This window comes from Deinococcus hopiensis KR-140, from assembly GCF_900176165.1.
Classification (GTDB): Bacteria; Deinococcota; Deinococci; order Deinococcales; family Deinococcaceae; genus Deinococcus; species Deinococcus hopiensis.
Window position 1 is genome coordinate 76,821 of sequence record NZ_FWWU01000002.1, and the last position, 19,273, is coordinate 96,093.

Here is a 19,273-nt window from a genome sequence, read left to right on the forward strand (position 1 = left end):
GTTTGGCTCGCCTGAAACGCTTCTCGGAAGATCCTGCGGAAATTCACCTATGAAAGCTCCGGAAGCTGTGCAGCACGTTCCCTTAAACTGGTGTATTCCGCGGCCAGGTAAGGCGGCTGCCGCACACAGTTCAGGCAGTGCTGCACCTTCTCACGCTGACCGAGGGCCAAGTAGGCTTCGGCCAGTACGTATTGAGCGGCTTCCTGCACGTCTTCAATTGGGCCGGTCGCCGTAAGGTGCGGCTTCACACGTTCGACAGCCCGGAGGGGGTGAGCCTGGAGCAAGGCGCGCGCCTCCTCAATCGCCAGCCACAGCTGCTGGACAGGATGTTGATCAACGAGGGGGCGGGCTTCGTCCAGGTACCGCCGGGCCTCATGCAGCTGACCCTGCTGAAACAGGTAGCGGGCCAGCAGCAGGCGCATCCTGGCCTGGTTGCCACGCTCATCTGTACCATCGTACGCCTTAATGGCCCGGTGCAGCGCAGCTGTGGCGGCGATGGGATTGCCTTGCGTCCAGTGCGCTTGAGCCAGTCCCTTCTGGACTATGGCTTCGTCCCGAGCTGACGGCTGCGGTCCGAGGAGGGACTGCAGTGATTCGAGTGCCGCCAGAGCGTCATCACACCTCTGAAGCCGAAGGTAGAGTTGACTCAAGTTGACGAGAAAAGCCTTTTGCAAATCCGTGTACCGAAGTTGACGGGTGATGGTGAGGGCTTCCTCCAGGGACTGAGCCGCCTGTTCGACTTGGTTATTTAGCATCAGTAGCCTTGCCCGGAGATTCAAAGTGATGGCGTGCCGCCGCCCCTGTCCCTCCTGCCTGGCCAGCGCTTCCACTTCAGCGCATTTGACGAGCGCCAGTCCCAGCTCTCCTTGGTCCATTAAGAGGTACGTCCAAGTGGTCAGCAGTGTGGCACGCAGGGGAACAGGCACCCGCTCCCCTCCAAGAACCAAGACCCGCTTAAGGTCTTCCTCGGCTTCCTCCAGCCGCCGAAGTCGGCTTAAAACATCGACCCGGACAACCAGAAACTCAACAATAAGGAGGGCCAGATCACTACTCTCCGGCAGAGCCTGCAACCGTTCCAGAACCTGCGCGGTTTCCTGCAGCACAGGCAGGTAGGCGCCGCGGTGCACGTGAAGGCGTGCCCAACGCAGGCTGACATAGCCCCAGACGAGCGGATCGGTGGACTGCTCGGCGATGGGCCGGAGGATTTCCAGGGCCTTTTGCTGCCCCTCGGTATCGTTGGCGTAGAACAGGAGCTGTTCGCGGGCGAGCATGATGGTGTAGACCTGCTCGGAATTTGCTCCATTGGCAATGGCCCGATCGTAGTGGCCGAGCGCCTGGTCGTAGGCGTAGACCGCCTCGGCCTGCTGCGCCGCCCGGATGCGCCACACCACAGCCTCGCCCATCCGTCCTCCGCGTTCCAGATGCTGGGCGATCAAGGCCGGTTCTGCGTGGCGGCTTTCGAGCACGGCAGCGAGGCGGCGGTGCAGAAGACACCGCCGTTCGTGACTCATGGCCTCCGCCAAGGCGCGGCGGTGCAGGTCGTGCGCAAAGCGGTAGCCGCCGGGGCCCTCACTCAGCAGGCCCGCCTGCACGGTGGTTTCCAGCGCTTCGAGGCTCTCCCATTCCGAAAGGGCCGTCGCGCCGGACAACCAGTCCAGCGCGAAGCCGTCTCCCGCCAGCGAGGCGGCCTCCAGGAGACGCCTCGGGGCCGCGCCAAGACGGCCGATCCGCCCCAGTACGGCTTCCCGAACACCCAGCGGCAGGGGCAACTCCGCGTAGTCCTCGGTCGACGCGTCAAACGGGGTGTGCCACCCGTCCCGGTCCACCTCAAGCAGGCCCGAGCTGTGCAGGTCGCGCAGGGTTTCAAGCACAAACAGTGGATTGCCCGCCGTCGCCTGGTGCAGTCGGCGGCAGAAGCGGACGGCGCCGCCACTGCCCGACATGCGCTGCACCAACTGGCGCACTTCACTTTCCTCCAGGGGAGCGAGGGGCAGCCGGGCCAGCCTCCGGTCACGTTCCAGCCGGGCCAGCCAGGGATTGAGGCGTGGGTGATCGAGCAGCTCCGCAGACCGCGCAGTGCTCAACAGTGGCCTCGCGCCCGGAAGGCTGAGGTAAACGTCGAGCACCTCCAGGGTCGTGGGATCAAACCAGTGAAGGTCGTCGGCCAGGAGTGGCAACCCGCAGGCGACCAGGGCGTGGGCCAACCCCTCCAGAAATCGCGCGCGGCCCTCATGCGTCGGCGCGTCCGGCCGCTCCCCGGAAGACAGCTCGGGAACCAGGCGGGAAGCCTCCCGCCGCCACACCTCCTCCAGGGTGAGCAGCCCGGTGGACGCCCCCTCACCCAGCGCACGCCGCAAAGCGCCCGCAATCGGCGCCAGGGGTGTGTCGCGCGTTAATTCCTGCGCCTGCAGGAGGAGGCAGCCCCCGCGGTTGCCCCAGAACTCCTCGCCCAGCCGCGTTTTGCCAACGCCCGGCTCGCCCAGGACCAGCACCACATTCGGCGGCCCCAAAAGGCATCCCTGAAGCCAGTCCAGCGCCGCCTCCCGGCCTGTCAGCGGCGCGGGCGGAAGGCCAAGAGGCAGGTCCTGGCCGGCGGGAAGCGCCGCAGGCTGCGCAGCAACCGGATCCGGCAACAGCGTGCTGGGGGACAGGCGACCCGCAGAGATGTCCTCAGCCAGCGCCACCGTCTCGGGAAGCGGCTTGAGCTGCAACTCGCGGCTCAGCGTCTGCCGGAACCGCTCATAACCCTCCAGCGCCGCTTCCCGCTCTCCCAGCAGGGCGTGCAGGCGCATCACCGACCGCTGGTAGAGCTCCTGAAGCGCGTCCTCACGCAGCAGACTGAGGTACAGGGCAAGTGCGCCGCGACGGTGTCCCCGCTCTTCCTGAACCTGCGCCTCCTGCTCCGTGGCGCTCTTCCACAGCAGCGCCCACCGCTCCCGCTGCTCCTCCAGCCAGTCCTCAAAGGCGGGTGCACCCGGAAACGACTCGCCTTCCAGCAGCGGACCCCGGTACAGACCCAGCGCCTGGGCGCGCTGCCCGTCTTCCAACAGCGCCTCAAAGCGCAGCGCGTCGCACGTAAAGCCGGGCCGCAGCCGCACCGAGGTCTCTTCCACCTCCAACCAGCTGCCCAACGAACCCGCGCGCAGCTTGTACAGCAGTTGCCGCAGGTACTTGCGCGCCGCCTCCTCGTTCATCTCCGACCACAGCAGACCCGCCACCCGTGTCCGCGACGCCTCTCCCCTCAGTGCCAGGTAACACAGCAGCCCCAGGGCTTTTCCCGGTGGTACGCTGTGCGTCTGCTCGCCTTCCGTAAAAGAGGGGCGCCCCAGCAGCCCTACGTTTAAGGAATCGTAAATGGTCATTTCACTTCACAGTACGCGTTCAAATGAGGGATGTGAAGAACCGACGCCGATCACAGTCGGAGCAAGGGAAGACGTGCTCACGCAGTTCGGGGACGGTCAACGGCTCATCACCGTCCCTGACGCGCTGCGAAAATCAGCGGGACGAAGTGGAAACCAGGGGAATTCCCCCTGGCCTCCACCCGTTTGTTCAGGAGATGGCCCGGCGCGGCCTCGTGGCACCGGCCTTCAGTCCGTCCTACAACGGCGAGAGCAGCGGCCGGGCCAGCAGGAGCGAGGCGGCGGCGGCGGTCCTCCTGGTACGCGGCGTGCAACTCGTCAGCCATCTCGGTGGGGGGTCAGGTCAGCGGGGAGCAGGGTACCCCGAGCCCATGAAGGCCGTGCAGGAACAGCTGCTGGGTTGGGCAGCGCAGGGCCGCTGTCTCGCGGTGCGCTTCACCGGGCGCCTGGCAGAATTCGCGCGCACGCTCGGCGGCGACGCGAAGTCGGACGGTTGCCTCACGTGCGCGCGGCCGAGGTGGCAGGGGACTGGGGGGGAACGTTCGGGGCGGCGCGCGACCGGACCAACGCCCTCGGCTTCCTGCTCAACCGCGAGGTCCCGTACGGCCAGTGGACGAAGCTGCGCGAGTCCTGGCGACGCGATGGGGGGAGCGGAACGCCGAGCTCCGGGAACGGGTGGCGCGCCTCCTGGCCAGCGCCGCGCACGAGGTGGCGCCGTGAAGTTCGTCCCCATGCAAGCGTGGATACGGGCGCCACAGGGGTTTGCGGCACCCTCTGGACTCTCCTGGAGGACTGGGCCAGCCCTCCGGCGCCTGCATGCCAGCGCCCTCGCGGGCGCTTTGACCAAATCCACCCCGGAAGCTGATATTCCAAGCAGCAAAAAAGGCTGCTGGAAGGTGAGCCTGGAAGTGCCACATTCGCTGCTCTTTTGAGTCTTAAGGCGTCCGCTTTCGCCCGAACAATAATCGCTCTTGCCAACGCTGAGACTTTGGTTTTTTGAACACATCGCGCCTGATGCTCTTTAGGTAAGGGAAATCGGTGATGGGAGGACCGGCCCTTGGTGGCCAACAGGCTGTCAACTTGAGTCTGTCACTTCTCCGGGTGATTGGCAGGCCAGTTAGCGGTTACCGCCGGGGACCGTTCCCGGCGCGAGCGTCACCTGTAGGGTCTGCGTCTGACCCGCCCGGTCAAGCGTCAGGGTCACCTTCTCGCCCGCCTGACGGGTCAGCAGGTACTCCCGCAGGTCAGCGGCAGAACCGATGGTCTGACCGTTGATGGCAGTAATCACGTCGCCGCCCAGGAACACGGTGCCCACCGGGGTCGGAACGCGCGTGGTGCCGCCCTTTACACCGGCCTGTGCGGCGGGGCCGCTGGGCGTGATCTGCGAGATGAGCGCTCCTGTGCGGGGCAGCTTGTACTGCTGCCGGGCCTGCTCGGTCAGGTCGGTGAGGTCGAAGGGCGCGAGACTCACGCCGAGCACAGGGCCCAGGATGGTCTGCCCAGACTGCAAGCGCGGCAACAACCCGGCCGCCACGTTGATGGGAATGGCGAAGCCCACCCCAGCGCTCTGCCCGACGCCCGTGGCAGCACCCGCAGGAGAAAAGATGGTCGTGTTGATGCCCACCACTCGGCCCGCCGAGTCCAGCAGTGGCCCACCGCTGTTGCCCGGGTTGATGGCCGCATCGGTCTGGATGGCGCTCTGCGCGATGCCGCGCACGCCGGTGGGGATGGTGCGTTCGGTCGCGGACACGATGCCCGTCGTGGCGCTGAACTGCAGGCCGAAGGGCGCGCCGAGAGCAATGGTGGTCTGCCCGATACGCAGCGTGTCGCTGTTGCCCAGGGCCAGAGGCCGGATAAGTGTGTCGGGAACGCCCTCGACCTGGATGAGGGCCAGGTCGAAGTCGGGGGCGGTGCCCACGGTGCGGGCCGTAAAGGTCTGTTTGTTGCCGCGCAGCGTCACGGTCAGCCGCGTGGCTCCCTCCACCACGTGGTAGTTCGTCAGGGCGTATCCCTGGGCGTTAACGAAAAAGCCGCTGCCAGAGGCCTCATCGCCCTGCGCTCCCGGATCGGCGAACAGGGGACTGGAGAAGGTGCCCTGCGTCTCGCCAGGCGAGAAGGCGTCAATGTACAGCACGCTTCCCAGCGCCTGCTCGATCACATTCACCGTGGCCTGCTCGGCGGCGGGGAGGGTGGGGGTGGGCGGCGCGGGGGTGGCCTGGGCAGCAGTGAGGGGAGAAGCGAACGCGAGCAGGACCGTTACAGCAAACGCTTTGGGCAACGCTCTAGGCACAGTCGAGACCTCCTGGTGTCTTCCGGATACCCGGGGCACCGCCCGCATTCTGTTCAGCGTTTAACGGTCTAACCTTTGAGGAGGCTGAAGGCGACTTGGGAAAGGTGAACCCTGGCGCGCCTGGTGTTCGTTCTCGGGTTCGAGCCCCGTGGGCCGTCACCGGCCGCCTCGCAAACATCCTTCGTGATGCCGCCTGACTTTTTCAATGGTCAACGCCGAGCTGGGTCAGGAAAATACAGAAATCAGGCGTTTTCTTCTCTCTCCCCCCGGTCTCCACGCTTGCAGGCGCACCCACTTTCCTTCCTGTCCTGAGGGCGCTCCAGCCGACCCAACTCCACACAGTGCGGGTCAGTCCAGATTCACGGCGCTTGGGTTCATTCGTCCGTACGCTATGGATAGGAGATGCGGAAGACCGTGCACGTGGATGCGTTTTTCACGGGCGTGGGGCTTCCAGCATGGGCTGAGTTTGAGGGGGAAGCCGGTGGCCGCTGTGGTCCCCGCAGTGTGGTGACCACAGCGGCGTACGGAGCGAGGCAGTACGGCGTGAGGAGCGCAGGCCCCGCGGCCAGCACTTGATTTTGCATGGACGCGTACCGGGAAGCGGTCCGGATCTGTTTGTGGAAGTCACCGACCTGGCGGAGCCGTTGGTTTTTCCAGTCCCACTCCCATCCCGGCAACGCGCCCTCGTTGGCGTTCGGAACCGCTTGTCCGGTCACCACCTCCCGCACACACCCAGAAGACCTCCCGTCATTCCTCTGCCTCACCGCCCGGTCCCAAGCGGGCGCGGGGCTGAAATTGTGCTGTAAGACGCTTCCTTATACGCTGATCGCCGGTAACGCTCCGGGAACGCCTACGCCCAAACCGTTGACCAGGAAGGGAGTCCATGCGACCCGACATTCTCCGTGAACTTGGACGACTGGGCCTGGACGTCTCCTCTCCTCCGGACGCCGCCGGGTGGCGGGCCTTTCTCGCCGGTCTCTCCGCTAAAACAGAGGAGACCCAAGTTCCCGCTGCACCCTTCAGGCCGTGGCAGTCGCAGGCGGTGGACTGGGCCGCCACCATCTTCGTGACAGACCTGGCAGGCGCGTTGACGGACGGCAATCTGGCGTTTCTCGGGGCCCTGGGAAGGCCCACAGTCCCCACTGGGCAGCACTGCGGAATGCTCTATGCCGCAGCGGATCAAACTCGGGTGACGGACCTGATCGCTCAGGTCCTGCGGGGCGAGATTCCGGAAAGGACCCTTCTCGAGTTTTGTCCGCCGGGCGGGCAAGCCCGGTTCATGTTTACTCAGGTCTTGCCACTGCTGGGCGAGGGCAGCGCAATCCAAGGCTGCATCTTCAGCGGTGTGGACGTGACTGAACGCGAGGTGGAGGGCCGCGCCCTGCAGGAGCGTTACCGCTCCTACGAGACCATCCTCAGGGCAGTGCCCGCACCGTTGGCGGTCTTTGGTCCCGATCACCGTTACCTGTTCTGTAATTCGGCGGCCATCGGAAATGACGCCATCCGGGCCTGGATCATTGGCAAGGACGACTACGAGTATTGCGCGTACCGAGGCTTTCCAGTCAGCCTCGCAGACCAGCGGCGTCAGCGCTTCAACGAAGTCCTGGAGCGGCGTGCGCCCGTGTTCTGGGAAGAGCAGTTCCCCCTGCCGGACGGTCAAGTGCGGCACATGATGCGCTGTCTGAGCCCGGTGTTCCTGGCCACGGGAGAACTCGATCTGATGATCGGGTACGGCCTGGAGATCACCGAGCGCAAGCAGGCGCTCGATGCGCTCGCGCAGCTCAACGCGGAGCTTGAGGGGGCCAACCGCAGGCTTCAACACGACGCTTTTCACGATGCCTTGACCGGGCTGCCCAACCGGACCCTGTTCGGAGACCGGTTGGAGCAGGCACTGGCGCGCGCCCGCCTTGATCACGGGCCGACGAACAGGGCAGGCTTCTCGCTGCTGTTTCTGGATCTGGACCGCTTCAAGGTCATCAACGACTCCCTGGGGCATTCGGTGGGAGACGCACTGCTCGTGGCTTTTGCAGGGCGTCTTCAGCACGCCCTGCGTCCGGTGGACACGGTCGCGCGACTGGGGGGAGACGAATTTACAGTGCTGCTCGAGCCTCTGGGGGGAGAGGAGGCCGGGCAGGTTGCCAGCCGACTTCAGGCCATGCTGCGTGAGCCCTTCCTGATTCAGGGGCAGGAGCTCCTCGTTTCGGTCAGCATCGGGATCGTACACGGACATTCTGGATACGACTCAGCAGGTGCACTGCTGCGCGACGCCGACATCGCGATGTACCGGGCCAAAGCCCAGGGCGGCGCGGGTCACCAGATGTTCACCGTGGAGATGCGCGAGCACGCGGTCCGGCGCATTCACCTCGAACAGGACCTGCGCCGCGCCGCAGTGCAGGACGAACTGAGGGTGCTGTACCAGCCGATCATGGCGCTGGCCACCGGGCAGACCGTGGGCTTCGAGGCGCTGGTGCGCTGGCAACATCCCGTTCATGGGCTGCTCTACCCAGCTGACTTTATCGATTTGGCTGAAGAAACCGGTCTGATTCTGGAGGTGGACCGCTGGGTGCTGCGCGAAGCATGCAAACAGTTGCAACGCTGGGAGAAGCTCTTGCCGGGAGCGCCCTCCTTCAACCTCAGCGTCAACTTCTCGGGGCGGCATTTTTCTGCTCCCGACGTGTACGCGTCGCTGTCCGGGGTGCTGAACGAGACGAGTTTTGCGCCCCACGCCCTCAAACTGGAGATTACCGAGGGCGTGCTTCTCCAGCACTCGCACACGATTGGCGAGACCCTGGGACGTATCCGGGAACTCGGTGTGCAGCTTTCTATCGATGATTTCGGAACGGGGTACTCGTCATTGGGCTACCTCCAGTCTTACCCGGTGGACACCCTCAAGATTGACCGCTCCTTTATCGACCGGATGCTGCAAAGTGAGGAAAGCGGTGAACTCGTCCGCACGATCATCACGATGGCGAAGAACCTGAAGTTGCGGGTGGTGGCCGAGGGTATTGAAGAGCCTGCCCAGCTCGAGCAATTGCGGACCCTGAACTGCGACTATGTCCAGGGTTACCTGATCTCCCCCCCTCTGGAGCCTGCAGCAGTCCCGGACTACCTCAGGCGCGACTTCCCCCTGCATTTGAGTCAGGGCTGAGCTTTTTTCTCTTGTGGGCATGGGCGTGAGGGCGACTGAGGCCCCCCCTGGACCTGGCGGGGCTCACGGGATGGGGCCGCAGTTCCCGGTTACGCAGGGACGCCGATCTCGCTGGCCTGCGCCCAGTACCCGAAAGCGGCGGCGTAGCGGTACGCGCGGCCTCCTTCGCGCTGACCTTCAGCAGCGGATGACCGCAGGTACCGAGCAGATCGTCGTCCCACGCTGGAAAACGCTCCGGCGTTCTTTGGCTTCGCGCACACCTCGCAGTTCGTGGATGGAGGTGCCCCCTCAATTCCGGCCGTGGTGGCAGCGGTCGTTCCGCCCGTCCCGGTACCGCCGTGTCCCCAGGGACGGGAAGCGTGACGGACAAGGCCGCTCCTCCTGTGCGACCAACCGCTTGCCGGAGCCCGGGTGGCAGTTCAAGGGAATCCATGTGCGGGCCTTGAGACGTGAACACCGAACGTCACGACCCTGTACGGGTGCGGTCCAAAACTGTGGAGTGCTTCCAGTTGTTGCGCCCGCTCCGCTTGACTTTGTACATGGAGTGGTCCGCTGCCTTGACGAGTTCAGTCACGGTCCGGCCGTGCGTGGGCGCCACGGCAATCCCCACGCTCACCGTAATATCGAGGGTAAGTCCACCGACCTGCAGGTGGTCTGCAAAGGTCTGGATGATGCGCCGCGCCACGAGGGTCACCGCACCTTCATCCGCCTCACGCATCACCACAGCGAATTCGTCTCCTCCCACTCTGTAGGCAAGGCCGTGCTCACCTGTTGCTGCTCGGAGCCGCCCTGCAACGCCCGTCAGGACCTGGTCACCGACGTCGTGTCCGTATTGGTCGTTGACCACTTTGAACCGGTCCACATCCACGAGGATCAAGGCCCAGGGACATTCCATACCGCTTGCGAGAAGGGGTGGCGTTTGTTCGTTGAACGCGCGCCGGTTGGCCAAACCTGTCAAAGGGTCGAGCAGCGCTTCTTGTGCCCGAATCTCCGCCCGTGTTCTCGCCTCAACCTGCTGCTCGATGACGCGCTCGGTGCTTCCCAGAACAGCCAGAAACAGGACACTTCCCAGAATAAAACGGCTGGCCACCAACCGGACGAGCTCGGCCTCGACGGTCGCGCTCTGCCCGAACGACGCAGGCAAACAAATCAGGCCGGCAACCAGGATAAACAGGCCGCACAGCATGAGCCCCCGGCGTTGACCTTGATCTCGCAGGAGGCCAACGTACAGCAGGGGAACCGTCATCATGAAGTCAAACGGCCACGAGGGAATGCGCTCGACGTACAGCGCCACGCTCAGGATGGCACAGAAGTAGAAGGCGGCGAGAAACAACAGCGTCGTCAAGAGCAGCGGCGCGGTTCTCGTTGGGCTGAACGCCGTGATGGTCACCGCGGTCCAGCCGATGCCGAAGATCCCGGTGGCGACCTGGGCCGCAGGAAAGGGCGGCAACCAGAAGAGGACGTAGATCCAGACGACCAGGGTACCGAGCAGAAGTGTCGTTCGCAGGTCACGGCGTTGCGCCCGCTCTTCCTGAGTCGGCGCTGAAAGCCGTTGCATATGGGGGGTGAAAGTTCGCTTCATGCGTCATCCGAAGGAATGGCAGTCTCTTGACGAAGTTTCCATAACCATGCTTTTGCTCCAGATCAAGTTTGGCATCCTGGATGCAGAGGAGGGCGCCGTTCCTGTCCTACAGTGAACGATATTTCTGTCGTGCTTGCATGAACCAACAATGGTGGGGGTGCCCCCTCTATCAGAGTGACGAACATTCGACGCCCAGGGTCTTCTTCCGCATCCTACAGCGTCCTCACTTGCACTTGCGCAACCCGAAGTCGGGTGAGGCGTGGGGCAGAACGGCCCCGCGAGTCTCGCCTGCACCTCCGCCTTTTGGGTGAGCCGCCCCTCTGTGATCTCCAGAATCCACCCGTCACAACTCCTGACTGGGGAGGCTTTGCCGGAGTATTTGGAGGCTCCCAGCAAATCACGGTGGGCAGACGCACCGGAGTGAACGTGCATCAGGCCTGACCAAGCACCACGTTTACGGGCAGGGCGAGCTCCACAGAGGTTGACTCGGGGTAGGGTTCACGGCCAGGGGAGAATCTGATGTCAGTCCCCATCGCGAGAAGCCCGTCACCCACCCTGGGATGGTACGCCGTCCCCCTGAGGTAGATAGGCTTTCTGCGTGCCGCCGTCTCAGGTGTATCTCTTCGTTTCAGCAGGTCGGTTCTCGTCCTGGGAAGACGTCTCTGCCTGCCTCCACGTCCGTTATGACGAGGACGGCGACCGTATTCCTTCCCCATTCATGCTTGAGAACTTCGGGCCGATGTGTATCGAGGCTCGCTACGGGGTCACCCCTCTTCCAGGATTGGAAATCCTCCAGGGTTTCTCGTGGTTCGCGCAGTGGCGTTCTCTGGTGGAGTACCAGGGCCAACTGGACGCGGCGATCTGCGTCTTCCCGCCAAACACTTTGTTCACTCCAGGGAACACGCGTTTGACTTATCTCGGTTGCCTCGAATTTGAAGCGCAGGGCTGAGCGTACACCGCGTGGGAGCCGTTCCTGGGGAAGCCTGTTGACACTGCAACTCTCCCGACGCCGCCCGAAACCACCACATAAGAGCCTGGCCGCCGCCCTAATTGCCCTGCTGACCAGTTGCGCGGGCGCAGCGCTGCAGAATGAGGGCTGTCCCCCCCCAGTGCCTGGATGGCAGCGGTTACTGCCCCTGGCCTGCCTCGCCCCACCAACAGGCCCGACTTATGCCCACGAACGAACTGAAAAAAGGCCTTTGACCTCCAAAGCCGGGTCGACGCCGCGTCCACGCTCTCGGAACCTGGAGTGCGGCGCAGACTGTCTGACGGTTTAGGGGCCGTCACGGTGGTGACGAAAGCGACAGGGCGGGGGACTGCAGGCACGTCGGTGCGCGTCAGGCCCAGAAAGGCCGTGGAGCGCGTGCCGGCGGCAACAGTGGAGGGCACGGTCACAGTGGTGTGGGAAGCACCGGTGGTAAAGGTCCGTGCCGAAACGGTGTAGGTGACGCCTGCGGGGAAGACGAAGATGATGTTGGGATCAGGGTTCTGTGCCGCGGCTTCGTTGGACTTGCTGCAGATCAGCGGCGTGACCGTGGGTACCGGACCGCAGTTGATGGTGACCGTACGGGTGGTTCCCTGCGGCACCGCGAGCTCAACCGTGCCGCCATTGACCGCGCCGCCGTGGGTGCCGGGTGGGGCAAAAGGCGAAGAAGAGCTGTTCACGCAGCCGGTCGGCAGCGCCGCAATACCGAGAGGCAGGAACGGCTTTATGGCCCGCATCCTACGCTCAGGCTGCGTCACCCGGTACTTGGCCCAGGTGTGGCCGGTGCCCATGAAGGTGCCGCCGTACACGCAGGTTCTGCAGTAAGGTGTTGCTGATCACGCGGCCGAGCGAGGGGGAGTCGCCGATGTGGTACGCGGTGGTCTCCCACTGAGGGTTGTGCCGTAAGTGGGGGCCGTAGCTCGACCGAACGGCGTGTTGAAGGCACCGGTGGAGCGCAATGTCTGTGTTGAAATCACCGGTAATCAGGCGTGCCCCGGGGTGACAGTTGGTGCCGCGCTGCACCCGGCTGCTTCACCAGCCTATGCGCAACGGCGGCCACACCAGGGGGCACCGACATGAACTGCCCGACTCAATCGGTGCAGGTGTCCTCTTCCGATCTCCCAGACCTTGATGTACTCAGCTGGCGGTATGCCAGCCTGTGAGGAGCACAGGCTGTGCCGCTTGTGCACCAGACGAACCTGGGGTCCACGGCCTTCAATCAAGACGCGGGTTTCACCGTGGGACCGGACATTCAGCTCAAGCTGCTCACGGCCCTCTTCCTCAGCTCTGACCGCTTCCCTCCTGCCCTTCACCAACCGTGCAGAGAAGATGGACCAGGGGAGCCGGCACTCCTGTGCACTTTCTCCCACGCCTGCCCCCAATGGTACCCCCAACGTTCGCTGGGCGCGGCTGCCGGCTCTCACTTACCCTGTGGAGGGGCATGGCAGTGTACGTTGCGAGAGGTACGCATTGAACTTTCCTTCGGATGATACGCAGGCAAATTCTGCCTCACAACTCCTTCATGGCCAGGCCGCTCCCGATATGGTGCTGTTTCCTCCCGGGCTCCAGCCGCTGGAGCGCGCGGGCCTGGCCGTCCGTCTCAACCAGGAGCCGCTACAAGACCAGCTGTTGGTGTTGGGTCTGCTGCCGGAAGCCTTCAACGCGCTATGTACCCTGGGATACAGCCCGAATGGCCTGAATGACAGGGTCCTGCTGGGAGAGTGCACGCTGGGCATAGCGCGTGGTGAGGTCCATGCGCCCACCTGGACGGCGGACGTCTCCCTGCTACCGATGGAATCAGAACCCAGCATTCCGGGTGCTGAGGAGGACTGGCAATGGCTCTCGCTTACACGTATTCGGGCGCAGGGCGAAGCTCTCCCTCCGATGCTGGAGGCGCTGCGAATCCCAGTCAGCGGATGGAAGCTGATGTGGGCAATTTCGCAGTTGCAGACGTCCGCGCGCATCCAAATGACCTCACAGATCCCACAGCGGCTGGGATATGCCGCGGCGGCTGCGTCAAGCGTCAGGCGCGCAAACACCGGGCTGCGCCTGGGCAACCGTAAACCGAGCTGAGTTGGAGATGCTCGGCCGATGTCCGGGTGGAGTATCAGGTGAGGGTGGCAGGGATGCGCAGCGTAGGAAAACGGTGGGGGAGGGTGCACCCCCAGCATCAACTTGTGGTCACCAGATACGCCCCTCAGGACTGACACAGATTCGTTTCAGGATACGAAGGGCGTACGCCACGACCATGCTTAACCCAACCTCCGTTCCACGCGGCGGGTGTTCGTTTCTCACGACGCTGTCTGTATGCGGCCTGCTGACCACTCTGCCACCGAAATCGCTGACTTGCTCGGTTCGGCCTACCGTGGCGCCCGAAGGTGGACGAAGGCCGAATGCTCGCAGATTGAGCGGGTCACTTGCCACGGGTGTAGGCTTTCAGAGGTCTGAAAGCTGAGAGAACGAAAATTTGTCCTGGCCGGGGGTTCCTCCGAACATCGCCGACCGCGGGAAACCGTTCATCTGTGGCAGGGAAGGAGCGTTCATGCGGGTTGCACGGTGGTGAACAAGCAGGCTTTAAGGTGGCCAGTGGGACGCCGGGAGTGTATACGCTTTGGGCCACGCTTCATCTTTCCGCGTCGGCGATCAGTGATTCGCTCAGCGTCCACAGCCGCTCGGCACCCTCCGGATCGCGGGCGTAGGGCATGTACCCACTGAATGGCTGTGCGGGATCGAACGGGAACGCTTCGCGGACATCCTCCAGATACAGTCCGCCTACCCCGTTAAGCTCTGGTCCCACTGCGGCCCAGACCGAGGTGGCCGCCCCCTGCTCCGGCGTCTTGAAGCCTGGGTTGAGGTGACCGTGCTCGTCCATCCAGCCCATGGCGATCTGTTCCTCACGTGGCAGGAAGCGCTGCAGGTTCGTCATGATCCCGCCCGGATGGACGGCGTTCGCGGTGACGCCCTGGGGGCCGTAACGGCGGGTCAGTTCGACAGCGAACAGAACGTTCGCCGTCTTCGATTGGCCGTAGGCTTCCCACTTCTCGTAGGGCCGCTTGCGGTAGTTCGGATCGTCGAAGTGCACGTTGCTGCGGCGGTGGCCGATGCTGCTGAGCGCCACCACGCGCGACGGTGCTCCGGCCAGCAGCGCCGGCATCAGGGTGGTGGTGAGGAGGAAGTGACCGAGGTGATTCGTACCAAACTGGGTCTCGAAGCCATCGGCCGTCTGCCCGAAGGGGGTGGCCATGGTTCCCGCATTCGTGATCAGCAGCTGCAACCGGGGGGCCCGGGACAGGACGTTGGCCGCCGCCATCCGCACTGACGCGAGCGAGCCAAGGTCCAGCGTGATCACCTCCAACTGACCGGACCGGGCCTCCAACCCGGCCAGTGCAGCGGCAGCGCGTTGCGGGTCACGGACGGCGACGAACACGTGCGCGCCAGCACGCAGCAGCGCGCGGGTGGTTTCCAGGCCAATACCGGAAGCGCCGCCGGTAATGAGGGCTGTCTGTCCCCGCAGGTCATGGCCGGCAATGACTTCCAAAGCCGTAGCGCGGGCGGAAAAAGGAGAAGTCAGGGGCACAGATGTACCCTACACGCTCCAATGCCTGACACGTCAGCCGCAAGGACTGTTGATCCTTCCGCAGCGGCCCTGCGCTCTCCTCAGCCCTGCCTGCAGATCGTCCCGGAGGGTGCGCCGGCGTTCATGGCGGTACTTGAGCTTGCGCAGGGCCTTGTCCCCGATCTGCCGAGTGCGCTCGCGCGTAACCTTGAAGTGATGCCCGACTTCCTCCACCGTGGGCTCCCGCCCATCAGCCAAGTCTTTCCGCATCCGGAGCACTTGTGCTTCCCGCGCGCCCAGCATCCCTGATGTGCGCTCGATCTCCTCAGAGATCAGCGCGCCCAGCGTGTACCAACGCGTCTAACCGCGCCAGGAACACCACTTTTACCGCCTTCCTGGTGCAGCCCAGTGCCGGGCCCATCACACCGGAACAGCTCGAACATGCATACCACGCGCTGCTGCCCCGGGTGCTGCGTCCGGTCCGGACCACACTGCTGGACGCGCTGCCCAGGAATGCCCTGCGGCACGGCGCGCCGGCCAGGTGGGTCGCGCGGGCACCGGGGGCTCCCCCACAGGTTGCCCGGCCTGGAGGGAATATAAACCGGGGATATTCTTTTCCCTCTCCCCGTTTCCATGCTTGCGGGCGTACCCACTCTCCTTGGCTGACACCTCTGACGCGCAAACCCCCTCCATTTTATGCGAATGAATTCCCTGGCGTTTCTCTGGTCTCAATTGCGCCTGCAACTGCTGGTATGGGTTTGACTCGCTTATGGGATAGAGGGGTGATGGAGCGGAGGTGGTGCGCGCGTGACGCGACGTCCGTACCCAAACAACCTCACCGATGCCGGGTGAAACGTCTTCGGTCCGCTGGCCCCTCCCGAATCTTTTGTGGGCCGTCCCCGTGAGAGGTCTTTGCGGGAAATTCTAGACAACATCTTCTCTGTCCTTTGAGGGGGCCGTCACCACCGGGTTGGGTGGACCGCGCGGGTACGACAGCGGCAAAAAGGTTCATGGACGGAAGCGTCATCTGCCCGTGGATACGCCCTGACCCGTTCTGGCAATCAAAGTGTATGAGGTGGACATCCTTCTCCTGCGGGGGGTGCCGAACGCCTTTCCCCGAAAGAGGCAGATGCGGGATACACTGGAAAACTGGCAGGAGAACAGGGAACGTTTCTGGGCTGGACGCTGGAGACCGTGAAGCGTCCCTGGTCGGGCCAGCAGAGCACCTGGGCACCAAGAGACGCACCTCCACGCGTTGTGGAGGTGCTTACAGGATTCGTGGGGTCCAAACCGGCGCTGGGTCCTGGCCCTGGAAATCCAGACGCGTGGCAGGGGAGTACGGGGCCCTCCCATAGACAGCAGAACGCCCTATCTACGAGGTGCCGGTCCGCCGCTTGGCCAAAGGTCCAGCTTGACCAACACATTGAGTGTACCGGTACATCCACTCGGCCCCTGCGCTCCTGACGATCAAGACAAGTGCTGAATGGTTATGTATCTCCTTACATGGCCAGGCCGCGGGCTGGCTCACCCTCACCTGGGGACGCGGAAGGACTGAATCCCCTTACCATCAGCCAGAACGCCAGCAGCATCTCGTACAAGGCCACGGGTAACGCCAACACGACCGCCCCCAGCGAAAGCGGGACGAGCATCCCAAACAGCGTCAGCAGGGCAGAGATGATCACCAGCACTGCACCAACCATGCCCAGTGCCGAAAGCCACCGCGGAACGAGGCAAGAGGTATACAGCAGCACACCGCACAGCAGTGTGTTGAGGCCCAACAACAGGTTCGGGCCCAGCAGGAAGGTCCACTCGTGCGCCGCCAGCAACAGTTGATTGACCACCTGACGTTCACCCGGCACTTCGGCCACGCTGACATTGACGCTCAGCAGGGTTAGGACACTGAGGACGCCCATGATGATGAGCGCCGCTTCCAGCAGGCGAAGCGCCACGTATCCCAGCGCCAGACCTTCATGCTGCCGTTTGAGATACGGAAACAGCAACACGGCGGTTCCCACGGCTGCAGAGGCCAGAATAAGTTCCGCCAGAACGCCAAATTTCACTCTCGGCGCATGTTCAGGAACGGCAAAGTACACGGCGGGGTCCTTCAGCATGGGCGCGTACAGCACAACCCCCACCACAGCGGCCAATGAGGCGACGACGAACAAGGTCCCCACCATGCTGACGTTAAACTTCTCGGATTTCATCTTTTGCTCCTTCCAAACGGGTTCAGCAGACGTCGCGCGAGCGGCCGTGCACCAGACCTCGCGGCGTGGGCGCAGTCCTGCTTGCCGAACAGGCGTTGCCTCGGCGACACTTGTGATGCTCAGCATGCCCGCCCGGACACCCCCGCTCCAGGCACACCCAGGCTCTTTTGTCGCCTACCCAACACGAGGTGCACCATGTCGTCTGCTCCCACCCGGCTGGACCCCAGGATCAAACGGACGCAGCATGCCCTTCAGGAAGCTTTTGAGGCCCTGATGCACGAACAGGGTTACGCCGCCACCACTGTCAGCGACATCACCGCCCGCGCGGACGTCAACCGCGCCACCTTCTACGCCCACTACGCAGGCAAGAGCGAACTCTTCGCGCAGGTGGTCGCGCGACACTTCGCAGACGTACTGGACACCTATGGATCCTGCCGGTCCGGCCGCAGCATGGCGGACATCCAGGCCCTGCTGCGTGCAGTCTGCGTCTTTATGGCCCAGGTGCACGCGGACGGTCGGGATCAGCCGTGCGAGATGGGGCTGCACGTGGACCGCCAGGTGCATGCCCAACTCACGGCGTGGCTGGTCACGGCCCTGCACTCCAGCGTGCAGCGTCCCAACTCCAGGGTGATCTCGAAGGAGCTCACGGCCACCCTGATGGCCAACAGCATGTTCGCTGCCGCCCTCCGGTGGGCCCGGTCCCCCACGCTGTCGCTGGACACCTACCTGGCCGAAGTCATGGTCTTCATCGGTGCGGGCCTCGAGGCGACCGGATATGACCCCTGATCGATAGTCCGGCAAGTTTTTCGCTGCGCCTGCTGGGGCTCTATAGGGTCGGTCACAGGCTGCCGGTGATGAACTGCTGGAGATGGCCTACTTTCCCAGAGGCAATGACGGCGGCCAAGGGCTGCCTGCTTTTTTAGAGCGCTGTGCTGGGCAATTCCCGGATGTGCAGTGGGGCACAAGTGCCGTGGGATTCACGGTCTTCGGCGACACCCAGTTGTCTGTCAGACGATTTCGGCCTGGACCTCACTCCCAGACGGCTGGCGGTGGCGGACTTGATTCGCAACTCCGTTCTAGCCACCGCGTCTCGGGGAACGCCCTTCAAGGACGCCGAGCAGTTGACCGCCTGCGACATCATGCGGGGGAAGACCAGCACCTTCGGCCGGGGCGCAGGCGGCAATGGGTAAGAAGAGGGGGCGTGCGAGGCGAGCCGTGACAGACCTTCGCCAGCCGTCCCTCAACCGTGTGCTGGGCGACGCTCAATGGACAGCTGCCCTTCGGTGGAACGGAATCCCACGCGTTCGTAGAGCGCCTGAGCGTGATATTCGGGGTCGGCCACGATCACGAGGGTCTGGGTGCCCAAAGCTTCACGCGCCCACTCGGCAGCCGTATGCACCAGGGTCCCCGCCAGTCCCCTTGAGCGGGCCGCTGGGTGGGTTTCCACACTCTGATAGCGGGCCACGCCCTGACCTGCACCGAAGATTCCCAGCCCGCTCAGCATCTGGCCTTTATCGCCAAACGCCCCAAAGACCGCGCCCTGGCCAGTGGCCTGCACGGCGCGGTAGGCTTTCAGCTTGCGGGCAGCAAATTCCCGGTAGCCAGCGGCCTCCAAGGGGTGAGGATCGGCGGCATTGACGGCCAGGCGCAGTTCGAGGGCCGCGTGCCAGTCGGCATCGGTGTGGAGGAGACGCACCTCGGCGTCGCGGTTGAGGCGGCGCGGCGGCACCGTTCTGGCGGTGGTCAGCACTGTGTCGCACCTCACCTCGTAACCAGCGTTGCGGAACTCGTCGGCCGCACCCTCGTCGTCACCGGGGGTATCTATGCCAAACGTGCGGTGCAGCGCCTGAGGATGGGCAGCAGTAAAGACCGCCTCCCAGCGTCCTCGGTCACCGGCCACAGGCGGAGCTGACATCAGCGCGAAATTCCCCCACCAGAAGGTGGGATTGTGTGGCGACCTCACCACGGTGGCGGCCGGACCACGTTTGATCAGGCTGCCCTCATGACGGCGCAGCGCCAGATCGGTGAAATAAGCCAGAGAGGACATGGCGGGCAGGTTACCCGGCAGGAACGCAGAGTTGCCTCCGCCGTTTGGCTCACACCGCCGGCTTCCGCAACCAGGGCGGCTCAGGGAGCGCTACTCCATACC

Annotated in this window: 14 protein-coding genes and 1 pseudogene; 7 read left to right on the plus strand and 8 right to left on the minus strand. The window is 64.1% G+C overall.

Annotated elements, in window-relative coordinates; all coding sequences use genetic code 11:
- Positions 1-47: 47 nt before the first annotated feature.
- Positions 48-3,362, minus strand: coding sequence for an ATP-binding protein (locus tag B9A95_RS01110; protein WP_084045133.1), 3,315 nt, complete (start codon positions 3,360-3,362; stop codon positions 48-50).
- 1,114 nt (positions 3,363-4,476) lie between these two features.
- Entirely contained in the window at positions 4,477-5,649 is a 1,173-nt protein-coding gene (locus B9A95_RS01115) for a S1C family serine protease (protein ID WP_245808078.1), read from the minus strand.
- Between the two features lie 883 nt (positions 5,650-6,532).
- Here B9A95_RS01115 and B9A95_RS01120 point away from each other — a divergent pair.
- On the plus strand, positions 6,533-8,797 hold the full coding sequence (locus B9A95_RS01120; RefSeq protein ID WP_084045135.1) for a putative bifunctional diguanylate cyclase/phosphodiesterase: 2,265 nt from the start codon (positions 6,533-6,535) through the stop codon (positions 8,795-8,797).
- 89 nt (positions 8,798-8,886) lie between these two features.
- Here the strand turns inward: B9A95_RS01120 and B9A95_RS33080 are convergent, their stop codons facing one another.
- On the minus strand, positions 8,887-9,057 hold the full coding sequence (locus B9A95_RS33080) for a hypothetical protein (protein WP_170928362.1): 171 nt from the start codon (positions 9,055-9,057) through the stop codon (positions 8,887-8,889).
- Positions 9,058-9,260: 203 nt separating this feature from the next.
- Entirely contained in the window at positions 9,261-10,379 is a 1,119-nt protein-coding gene (locus B9A95_RS01125) for a GGDEF domain-containing protein (protein ID WP_084045136.1), read from the minus strand.
- A 598-nt stretch (positions 10,380-10,977) separates the two neighbouring features.
- Here B9A95_RS01125 and B9A95_RS01130 point away from each other — a divergent pair.
- The 3 genes from B9A95_RS01130 (at position 10,978) to B9A95_RS01140 (ending at position 13,437) form a co-directional block, all read left to right on the plus strand.
- A complete protein-coding gene (locus B9A95_RS01130) occupies positions 10,978-11,328 on the plus strand; it encodes a hypothetical protein (RefSeq protein ID WP_139806349.1) in 351 nt (116 codons plus the stop codon).
- A gap of 495 nt (positions 11,329-11,823) precedes the next feature.
- Positions 11,824-12,189, plus strand: a complete 366-nt coding sequence (locus B9A95_RS34380; RefSeq protein WP_212648214.1) for a hypothetical protein — start codon at positions 11,824-11,826, stop codon at positions 12,187-12,189.
- 717 nt (positions 12,190-12,906) lie between these two features.
- Positions 12,907-13,437 (plus strand): hypothetical protein, encoded by a 531-nt coding sequence (locus B9A95_RS01140; RefSeq protein WP_139806351.1) that lies wholly within the window; start codon positions 12,907-12,909, stop codon positions 13,435-13,437.
- 550 nt (positions 13,438-13,987) lie between these two features.
- On the opposite strand, the gene B9A95_RS01145 is transcribed toward B9A95_RS01140, so the two are convergent.
- Together B9A95_RS01145 and B9A95_RS01150 are read right to left on the minus strand one after the other, a co-directional pair.
- The gene (locus tag B9A95_RS01145; RefSeq protein ID WP_084045140.1) at positions 13,988-14,941 is read right to left on the minus strand and encodes an oxidoreductase; all 954 of its coding nucleotides are present in this window, start codon (positions 14,939-14,941) and stop codon (positions 13,988-13,990) included.
- A 33-nt stretch (positions 14,942-14,974) separates the two neighbouring features.
- A complete protein-coding gene (locus B9A95_RS01150) occupies positions 14,975-15,223 on the minus strand; it encodes a sigma factor-like helix-turn-helix DNA-binding protein (protein ID WP_084045141.1) in 249 nt (82 codons plus the stop codon).
- A gap of 658 nt (positions 15,224-15,881) precedes the next feature.
- Here B9A95_RS01150 and B9A95_RS31330 point away from each other — a divergent pair.
- Positions 15,882-15,962 (plus strand): annotated as a pseudogene (locus B9A95_RS31330) (IS5/IS1182 family transposase); the annotation flags it as partial.
- A 457-nt stretch (positions 15,963-16,419) separates the two neighbouring features.
- Here B9A95_RS31330 and B9A95_RS01155 read toward each other — a convergent pair.
- Positions 16,420-17,124, minus strand: a complete 705-nt coding sequence (locus B9A95_RS01155; RefSeq protein WP_170928363.1) for a DUF4386 domain-containing protein — start codon at positions 17,122-17,124, stop codon at positions 16,420-16,422.
- A gap of 195 nt (positions 17,125-17,319) precedes the next feature.
- On the opposite strand from B9A95_RS01155, the gene B9A95_RS01160 reads away from it, so the two are divergent.
- Together B9A95_RS01160 and B9A95_RS36005 are read left to right on the plus strand one after the other, a co-directional pair.
- Positions 17,320-17,910 carry a TetR/AcrR family transcriptional regulator gene (locus B9A95_RS01160; RefSeq protein WP_084045143.1) on the plus strand — a complete coding sequence of 197 codons (591 nt, stop codon included), beginning with the start codon at positions 17,320-17,322 and terminating at the stop codon, positions 17,908-17,910.
- Between the two features lie 272 nt (positions 17,911-18,182).
- Complete coding sequence (locus B9A95_RS36005) at positions 18,183-18,314, plus strand: hypothetical protein (protein WP_281255791.1); 132 nt, start codon at positions 18,183-18,185, stop codon at positions 18,312-18,314.
- 50 nt (positions 18,315-18,364) lie between these two features.
- Here the strand turns inward: B9A95_RS36005 and B9A95_RS01165 are convergent, their stop codons facing one another.
- Entirely contained in the window at positions 18,365-19,171 is an 807-nt protein-coding gene (locus B9A95_RS01165) for a GNAT family N-acetyltransferase (protein ID WP_084045144.1), read from the minus strand.
- Positions 19,172-19,273: the final 102 nt, after the last annotated feature.

Excerpts from the sequence above, each read along its gene's own strand:
- B9A95_RS01150 (WP_084045141.1), bottom strand. The coding sequence starts at position 15,223 with ATGCTGGGCGCGCGGGAAGCACAAGTGCTCCGGATGCGGAAAGACTTG.
- B9A95_RS01140 (WP_139806351.1), top strand. The coding sequence starts at position 12,907 with ATGGTGCTGTTTCCTCCCGGGCTCCAGCCGCTGGAGCGCGCGGGCCTG.
- B9A95_RS01155 (WP_170928363.1), bottom strand. The coding sequence starts at position 17,124 with ATGAAATCCGAGAAGTTTAACGTCAGCATGGTGGGGACCTTGTTCGTC.
- B9A95_RS01120 (WP_084045135.1), top strand. The coding sequence starts at position 6,533 with ATGCGACCCGACATTCTCCGTGAACTTGGACGACTGGGCCTGGACGTC.
- B9A95_RS01110 (WP_084045133.1), bottom strand. The coding sequence starts at position 3,362 with ATGACCATTTACGATTCCTTAAACGTAGGGCTGCTGGGGCGCCCCTCT.
- B9A95_RS01160 (WP_084045143.1), top strand. The coding sequence starts at position 17,320 with ATGTCGTCTGCTCCCACCCGGCTGGACCCCAGGATCAAACGGACGCAG.
- B9A95_RS01125 (WP_084045136.1), bottom strand. The coding sequence starts at position 10,379 with ATGAAGCGAACTTTCACCCCCCATATGCAACGGCTTTCAGCGCCGACT.
- B9A95_RS01165 (WP_084045144.1), bottom strand. The coding sequence starts at position 19,171 with ATGTCCTCTCTGGCTTATTTCACCGATCTGGCGCTGCGCCGTCATGAG.